Annotated in this window: 9 protein-coding genes and 1 pseudogene; all 10 read right to left on the bottom strand. The window is 50.5% G+C overall.

Annotated features, from left to right (window positions below; genetic code table 11):
* On the bottom strand, positions 1-560 hold a 560-nt coding region (locus tag JCM15831_RS14975; RefSeq protein WP_025824873.1), incomplete at its 3' end, for a hemagglutinin repeat-containing protein.
* 135 nt (positions 561-695) lie between these two features.
* The gene (locus tag JCM15831_RS14970; RefSeq protein WP_156938931.1) at positions 696-1,070 is read right to left on the bottom strand and encodes a hypothetical protein; all 375 of its coding nucleotides are present in this window, start codon (positions 1,068-1,070) and stop codon (positions 696-698) included.
* 298 nt (positions 1,071-1,368) lie between these two features.
* Positions 1,369-1,731: a hypothetical protein gene (locus tag JCM15831_RS14965; RefSeq protein ID WP_025824871.1), complete on the bottom strand. Its 363-nt coding sequence runs from the start codon at positions 1,729-1,731 to the stop codon at positions 1,369-1,371.
* Positions 1,732-1,828: 97 nt separating this feature from the next.
* Positions 1,829-2,716: a hypothetical protein gene (locus tag JCM15831_RS14960; protein WP_025824870.1), complete on the bottom strand. Its 888-nt coding sequence runs from the start codon at positions 2,714-2,716 to the stop codon at positions 1,829-1,831.
* 195 nt (positions 2,717-2,911) lie between these two features.
* Positions 2,912-3,232: an Imm45 family immunity protein gene (gene imm45, locus JCM15831_RS14955; RefSeq protein WP_025824869.1), complete on the bottom strand. Its 321-nt coding sequence runs from the start codon at positions 3,230-3,232 to the stop codon at positions 2,912-2,914.
* Positions 3,232-5,622, bottom strand: a complete 2,391-nt coding sequence (locus JCM15831_RS14950) for a hemagglutinin repeat-containing protein (protein ID WP_025824868.1) — start codon at positions 5,620-5,622, stop codon at positions 3,232-3,234. The genes imm45 and JCM15831_RS14950 overlap by 1 nt, the downstream gene beginning before the upstream one ends.
* 37 nt (positions 5,623-5,659) lie before the next feature.
* Positions 5,660-5,755, bottom strand: a pseudogene (locus JCM15831_RS24125) (hypothetical protein); the annotation flags it as partial.
* Positions 5,756-5,861: 106 nt separating this feature from the next.
* Complete coding sequence (locus JCM15831_RS24120) at positions 5,862-6,296, bottom strand: DDE-type integrase/transposase/recombinase (protein WP_156938930.1); 435 nt, start codon at positions 6,294-6,296, stop codon at positions 5,862-5,864.
* A gap of 162 nt (positions 6,297-6,458) precedes the next feature.
* Complete coding sequence (locus tag JCM15831_RS14935) at positions 6,459-6,710, bottom strand: hypothetical protein (protein WP_025824865.1); 252 nt, start codon at positions 6,708-6,710, stop codon at positions 6,459-6,461.
* A gap of 11 nt (positions 6,711-6,721) precedes the next feature.
* Positions 6,722-7,145 (bottom strand): polymorphic toxin type 17 domain-containing protein (locus tag JCM15831_RS19660; RefSeq protein WP_035774752.1); only part of this gene is annotated, 424 nt, incomplete at its 5' end.

The following is a 7,145-nucleotide window of genomic DNA, read 5'->3' as shown; positions in this document are numbered from 1 at the left end:
CCGTAATGGGCTTCGTCCTGCGGACTGATGATCGCCAGCTTGCCGGTCTGCACGCCAATATGTCCGCCGGATACCAACGCACCATTGAGAGTCGTTTCGCCAGGGGTCAACAGACGAACACTGTTCGCTCCATCAACCGTCGTCACCACATGCGTCTTGCTATCCGACTTCGCATGCTGCGTCGAACCACCCACAGATGCCGTGACACTGGCTCCCGCATGAACGCCATCGGCACCTGCACCGACACTTGCAACAACTCCTGCCGAGATCCCGAACGAGTTGCTCGAACTCTTGGTCTGGGTCGTCTCTACACCCGATTGCGGAGCGATAGCCTTATCTGCCGCCTGAAGCGTGATGTCCTTGCTCGCCGCAAGCACCACGTCTCTACCGGAGAGACTACCGGCAACCGCAGAGAGGCTCCCGTTCTGGGCGTCCTCCGCGTTGTCGCCGCGCGCCACGACAGACAGCGCCTTCCCGGCGTTAAGCGTCGATCCTACCGTTTCCTTACGGGTCTGCGTATTCGTCCGCTTCTGTGATGACGTGCCCACCGAAACCCGCACACCCACAATATTCCCGGCAGCTGCCTTGCCTACTCTGCATCGTAGCCACCGAAAATAGAGACAAAACACACTCTAAATAACAGTGACTATTTCTCGGTTATATTATTTATTTCACATTTTTTAATGAATAGCCCATTATCCAGCTTCAAGAGAAAAGAATACTCCACTCCCCCTATGATAATTATTGTTTATCAAAGACAGACAAATATCATTAATTTTCTTCATTGACTGTGCGATCGTCCAGCCATCGAAAGAAACAGTCATCTTCACGGGTTTAACAGCCAAATCCCACCATACAAAAATACCCTCGTTATTTTCGTCCCAAAAAATAGCGGCCTCAATTATCCTTTCTTGAAAATCTTTAACTAGATCACCTTCCGTTTTATAATACCTTCTGTCGTCTTCTCTGTATGCTATCATGTAACCGTAATTATTTTTTATTCTTAAATTTGCCCCAACCATCACCTCTATAAGGTGTTCCATGGAATACTTTGCGTCGCAATCAATCATGATATTGCACATCATCTGCATTTTACTCACCCTTAAAAGTCTAACACAATCTTTAAGAATTTTTTGCAACCTTTAAGGCGATTTTAGGCATAGTTTATTCAGAATATTCCAATCCTCAACACCTCTATTTTTAGCTTCCCTCACAAATGTTCGTAAAATCTCACTTAGACGACTAAGATTTTTAGCCTTTACCGCGCCACCGACGGATATCATATCACCGCAGTAACCGTGAGCGCGCCGTTTTGTGTTCCCTAGACGATTGCTGCAGGCCGTCAGCGCCGCACGAAGCAATCCTATTCTAACATTTTATACCCCCCCACGGCGTCAAGAAATAAGCCTCGATATATTCGCGAGACTTTCCTCCAACGTATCTTGCATAATTTGACGAACGATCAATCCTACACAAAGCGTTATAAAAAGCCTCAAGCAGATGCGTGGCCATTACTGTGCTAACAATCTCATCCTCTGATGAAACCCCATTCTCTATGAGAATAAAAATTTCCCTCACCTGAGTGGCACTAATTTTTTCGACATTTTCTCCAATAAATCTTCCTATATCCATAAATACCAAATCAGGGACATCCTCATGCTCTATGATGGATTTTTCAATCTGGTCCGCGATCGAAGGATACTTACGAAATTTCTCGAGGTACTTATTCATTTTATTTCTAACGCATTCATGAGGTCACGCAGCACCTTTGCAGCTGCCGTCTTATCTGGCATTGCCACGTTTGAAATTTAAAGATCTTTCGACTAACTCACTCACCTCCCTGAATGAATTTCTCTGCCCTAGTCTGGATAAATGCAATTAAAGACCGATATTCTTCTGCGGTCTTATCGCTGCACGTCATCTCAGCTACCCTCGTCTCAAACTCGCGAAGGGTGCCATTAAAACTGCCCTCGACTACACGGATACCGCTAAAGGAGCGATACCAGGTCACTGTACCGTTAACTGCACCGACGACACTGAACCAGCCGAGATGATCTTCCAATTTGATCAACGCATCTTTGGAAACCTGCGCGTCACCATAGACTCGTGCATCTCCAAAAATTTGTGCATTGCCACAAACACGTGCGTCACCATAAATACACGCATCACCAAAGATTTGGGCATTGCCACAAACACTCGCGTCACCATAAATACGTGCATCGCCAAAAATCAGAGCCTCACCATAGACCCACGCTTCACCGTTAATGTGGGCGGATCCCGATATTTCAGCGCGGCTAAGGACCTGCGCTCTATCACTTATCCACGCGTCACCGTGAACTTGCGAATTGCCTGATACTTCCGCCTCTCCGGATACACGTGCATTGCCAAAAAGACGTGCGTTGTTAAAAATCTGAGCATCCTCTTGAACCTGCGCATTGCCAAAAACAAGTGCGTGATCGCGAACCCGAGCGTCGCCGGATACCTGCGCACTGCCAAATATTCTGGCTCCAGAATAAACCCATGCGCTGTCGAAGACCCAAGCATCCCCTGATACCTCTAAGTTGCTTTCACTTTCAAGATATCCTCCCAAGTCACCAGGTCGAACGCCTACAGCAACAATCTGAGATATGGCTCGAACGCGCCTCAATATTCGACCATCATAGGTCTCCACTGTATCGTGGTCTAAAAGCTCGTATTTTCCGTTCTCGCCTCTCAAATTTTGTCTCGCTCACTTTGTACTTTCACGTCATGCACGATTTTTATATTAGGAAGTGTAGTACGTTATTCAACAGCGTTAAAATACGAGGACTAACAACTGATAATTAATCGCGCGAACTGACGGAAGTGGCACGTCATGAAACCAATAAGAATCATAGATTGATATTAAATATGTGATTTATTTTGGCACTCATCACCCTTGATTGTATCCTTCAGATAAAAATACATCACCGACAAGACAATCCATGTAAATCCATTTGTTCCAATTCAAAATCACCCACTCAGTGCTTATTCCATGCTCAATATGCAAACATTCCGCTGGCAGATATTGAAAAATCTTTCCTGCTTTATATCCGGTAGTTACGATTAATCCGTATCCACTCGCACTATCGTCGCTTTCGCAAATCATAAAGTCGACCTTGGACTCGTAAGGGTATTTAGCAGGAAGCCGAAACACATTTCCCCTTCTCAAGAACTTTCTATCCAAATTGATTAATTTTTCAAACTTGAACATTATCTCACCTTCAGATCATGACCGCCAGATTTATCGGCTTCATCGAGTTCCTTCAAGTTGAAGTCGACCTCACCCATATGTCTTCCATTTTTGGGATTTATCTTTTCGAAGGTTCCATGCATCGTGTCCAGAGAATAAGTCTCCCCACTCTTAGCTTGGTAGATATCTCTATCATTCATTCTTGAAAGCTTGTTATTCTTTGTCCAATTGTTTTCTTTAGCTACATTTTTCGCTTGCTCTTTAATTAAGGCCACACGCTCTTCGGGCGGTCGACCCTTTAAGTTGTCCTTAAAAGCCTTCGCATCAAAAGAGCTTACCTTACTCTCGGATCTCTTTTTCGCTGCCGTTGCTGCGGCGGCGAGCCCTGCGGCGGCTCCTGCTCTTTTATTATTACCACTGGGATCGTCCTCAGGGTCAGGCTGACCTTGCGGCTCTGCAGAATGCGCACCATGTGTGTTCTGCTTCGATTGATTTGCAGCGTTATTCTGTTCCGCGTTGACTGAAGTGCTACCGGAAACTTCAGTGGGAGTGTTGAGATAGACAATTACCTTATAACTACCGTAAACGGTCAGTGTGATAGACGTACCAACTAGCGCCTCAGGACTTGCAGCAACTGCTACGACGCCTCCGGCCGCAGTAAGGACACTTTTGGGCACCGCATTTATCGCATTCGCTGCTGCCTCACGCCCTGCCTCAATGGCAAGTTCGAGCTCCGAGGCGACGACTGATCCTATATGACCGCCGAGATTATATTGCTCGATGCTCGACGCCTGTGACGCGCCGTTGAGCGCATTGATGCCTGTGCTGCCAGACCCCGCCCCTCCGATCATGCCCCCTGCTGCACCCGCACCAGAGGCAATCAGGTTTTCCATCGCTGACGCAAGCATCACCGCATCGTCAATATTCCCGTTGCTATGCGCCAGGGCCCAGCGGGATACACCCGCTACAGTGGCCGATGTCGCTAGTCCGGCTGCTGCGGTCCCCGCGGCGGCTGCGCCGATATTGCCCCCAGAGATAGCCGCCACAGCAGAGTTCGCCGCCGTTTCGAGTGCGATACGCCCGTAGCTGTTCGCGATCCCCTTCTCGCCAAAACCCGCAATACCGGCTTTTTCCAGTCGGTCAGCCACGAGCCCACCGACCTCACCGGCCAGCTGTCCGCCCAGACGCTGTGCCTGGAGCTGATTGGTCAGCTTCTTCGCGTCAAAGCCATTCTCAAGTGCCGCGTTGGCTTTCGACACATCGGTCGTGTAATGGCCGGAAATACTCCCGGCATTGACCGTAATGTTACCGCTGATCGCAGACTGGCTCTCGCTCGTCTCGTTATGAGCGCGGCCACCACCCATCATGCCCGACGCGCCCGAGGCGAGGTTCGTCCCCACAGCACCTAGAATGCCCATCGTGCTGCCCAGCATATCCGTGCCGAGGCTCATCGACATGCCCGTCTGTGTCGCTTTCCATTCCGACACATTCGTCACGCTGTTCGCAACAAGGCTCCCCGTATTGACGTGGTTCCTCGCCGCTTCCGCCTTGCTGTCGATCACCCCCGCCGTCAGGCTGGTCTGACCGGAAACATCGACCCCGATCCCGTTCTCACCCGCATACAAACCCGACAAGGTCGGCCCCGTCGTCGCAAAATGATCGGTCACATTCTGATGCAGACCGCTTCCACCGATACCCGTGTTGTACCCCAGGCTGAGCTGACCGCCGCTCTGGCTCGCCGTGCTCCGGTAATCCGACGTGTTCTGCGGGCTTGTGATGTTCAGCGCGCCCGCCGAAAGATCGATACGCGGCGCCGTGACTGTCGCCCCATTCAGCGTCACGCTGCCAGGGCTGCTGATCGTGACGCTTCGTCCACCCTTGACTGTCGTCTCGACGGCCGTCGCCGTGTCCGTCTCGACATGCTGCTTCTGCTTGCCGAACGAGGCGCTGACACTTGCGCTCCAGCCCATGGCACCGACACCGACATCGAGACCCACCGACGTCGATTTCGACTTTATATCGCTTTCGCTATGGGTCTTGTCCCACCCCGCCTGAAGCGTGATGTCCTTGCTCGCCGCAAGCACCACGTCTCTACCGGAGAGACTACCAGCAACCGCAGAGAGGCTCCCGTTCTGGGCGTCCTCCGCGTTGTCGCCGCGCGCCACGACAGACAGCGTCTTCCCGGCGTTAAGCGTCGATCCTACCGCTTCTGTACGGGTCTGCGTATTCGTCTGCTTCTGTGATGACGTGCCCACCGAAACCCGCCCGCCCACAATATTCCCGGCAGCTGCCTTGCCTCCGTTGATGGCTGCCGTTGCAACGGTAGCCACACCCTGCATCGCGTTCAGCGCTGCAAGAGTACCGCCGCCCTTGCCAGAGCTCTGTGTTGCCGCAAGCGCCGAATTGACCACCTGCCGTCGGTGAAAGCCCGATGCTTTGGCCGATGCTTTTCTCCTTATGCATCGTGCTCTGGGTTTGGCTGTTCTCCTTGGCCAGCAACGAGACCGAGGTCCCGGAAAGCATCAAATCATTCGCTGCAGACAGGGCAGAGCCATTAATCGTGATCGCCTTGCCGGCATTGAGCGCAACACTCCCACCGCTGCTCTCACGTTAACTAAGGCAACCTAGCCGAAGACCATGAGGGGGATATTCAGAGACCGAGAGCGTAAACGCTATTCCGATGAGCGAAAGCTGTGATCCGATGGAAATCAAGCGAGAGAAGCATAGTGATGGAGGCTGGTGGAACGATGAAATTACGGAGAGCAGAGGAAGTGGAGACGAAGCGCTGACATCTGTCTGGCGAACGAAATTTCTGTATGACGCACTCACGTTTTTGCAGCGGCAAACGGCTGTTCTCTGCCCGATTGTTCAGGTTTTTATGCAAGAGATGCCTGATCGAGAGACTGAGTCTGCGTCCGGCTGATCCATAGGATTTCAGCCTGTCAGTAATCGTCCGCATGGGAGGCAAACTCAGTTGTTTTGGAAGCCGTATCATCCGACGCCTCGCTGCCTTGGCGTTCCGTCGTGTCCGGAGGATCTCGTCGAGAACATACCCGTTTTGATCCTTACCTCGTACAGCTGCCAAATATCACTAGGTCGGGCCGAACTTCAGGCTACACCGCATGAGCGATCAGCTCACACGAAAATCGATGCCGATTATAGGTCGCAGACATCGCGCTCGTCACGGATCTCTACCACGCCTGTATCAGAGTGACACCCGCCGATAATGCTTCTACCTATAGCTCCCTCATAAGAGTTTTCCATCTCTTGAAACTCTCAAATGCTCCTGAGTAAGGAGATCATTTTCATCGTATACATTCCCGGTCAGGCGGAATTCCTCTTCTTTTAGCATCGCTACATAACCCTCATCGAATATAAATATTCCGTAAGAGGATATAGACCCGAAGTCGTCTTCGCTTACACATGAAATGTATCCAATTTTGTCATTTAGTTCCTTATCTTCACGACAATTAGTTATAATAACTTCTTTGTTGTACATGCCTCAATCCTTTATTTATGCGTTATTTTTCCATCAAGAGACACATTAGCATGACTGCCGTCACGTGTCGCCCATCCAAGCTGCTTCTTTCCTTGCGGGCTCAACTGAACATCCCATTCGTAAGGTTCGCCAGCCGTTCTAGATGGACCTTTTTTCCAAAGATTATTGAATTTGTCTCTAAATGCACCCCCCTTCTTTGGGAGGTTCTCGGATGGTTTCCACCATTTGGGGGGCACAAAACGGATCTTTCCTTCAGTCGGTAGGCCCGCGTCTTTAATCCGCCCCTTCTTAGAAGGCGGGCTATCTGTCCTGTCATCGGTACTATTTTCACCGCCTTTTTTTTCTGGGTCCTTTTCGGGTGGATTCTGACTCTTAGCCTCGTCCTGTTTTTGAGTATGATCGGCTGCTTGCGGCTCGCCGTTAATGGTGTCTGCA

The organism is Asaia astilbis JCM 15831, from assembly GCF_000613845.1.
GTDB classification, from domain to species: domain Bacteria; phylum Pseudomonadota; class Alphaproteobacteria; order Acetobacterales; family Acetobacteraceae; genus Asaia; species Asaia astilbis.
The sequence above is the reverse complement of the archived record's forward strand: the minus strand, read 5'-3'. Positions and strand labels throughout refer to the sequence as shown.

Coding starts and splice junctions, on each gene's coding strand:
- JCM15831_RS14935 (WP_025824865.1), bottom strand. CDS start 6,710: ATGTACAACAAAGAAGTTATTATAACTAATTGTCGTGAAGATAAGGAA.
- JCM15831_RS14970 (WP_156938931.1), bottom strand. CDS start 1,070: ATGATTGATTGCGACGCAAAGTATTCCATGGAACACCTTATAGAGGTG.
- JCM15831_RS14965 (WP_025824871.1), bottom strand. CDS start 1,731: ATGAATAAGTACCTCGAGAAATTTCGTAAGTATCCTTCGATCGCGGAC.
- imm45 (WP_025824869.1), bottom strand. CDS start 3,232: ATGTTCAAGTTTGAAAAATTAATCAATTTGGATAGAAAGTTCTTGAGA.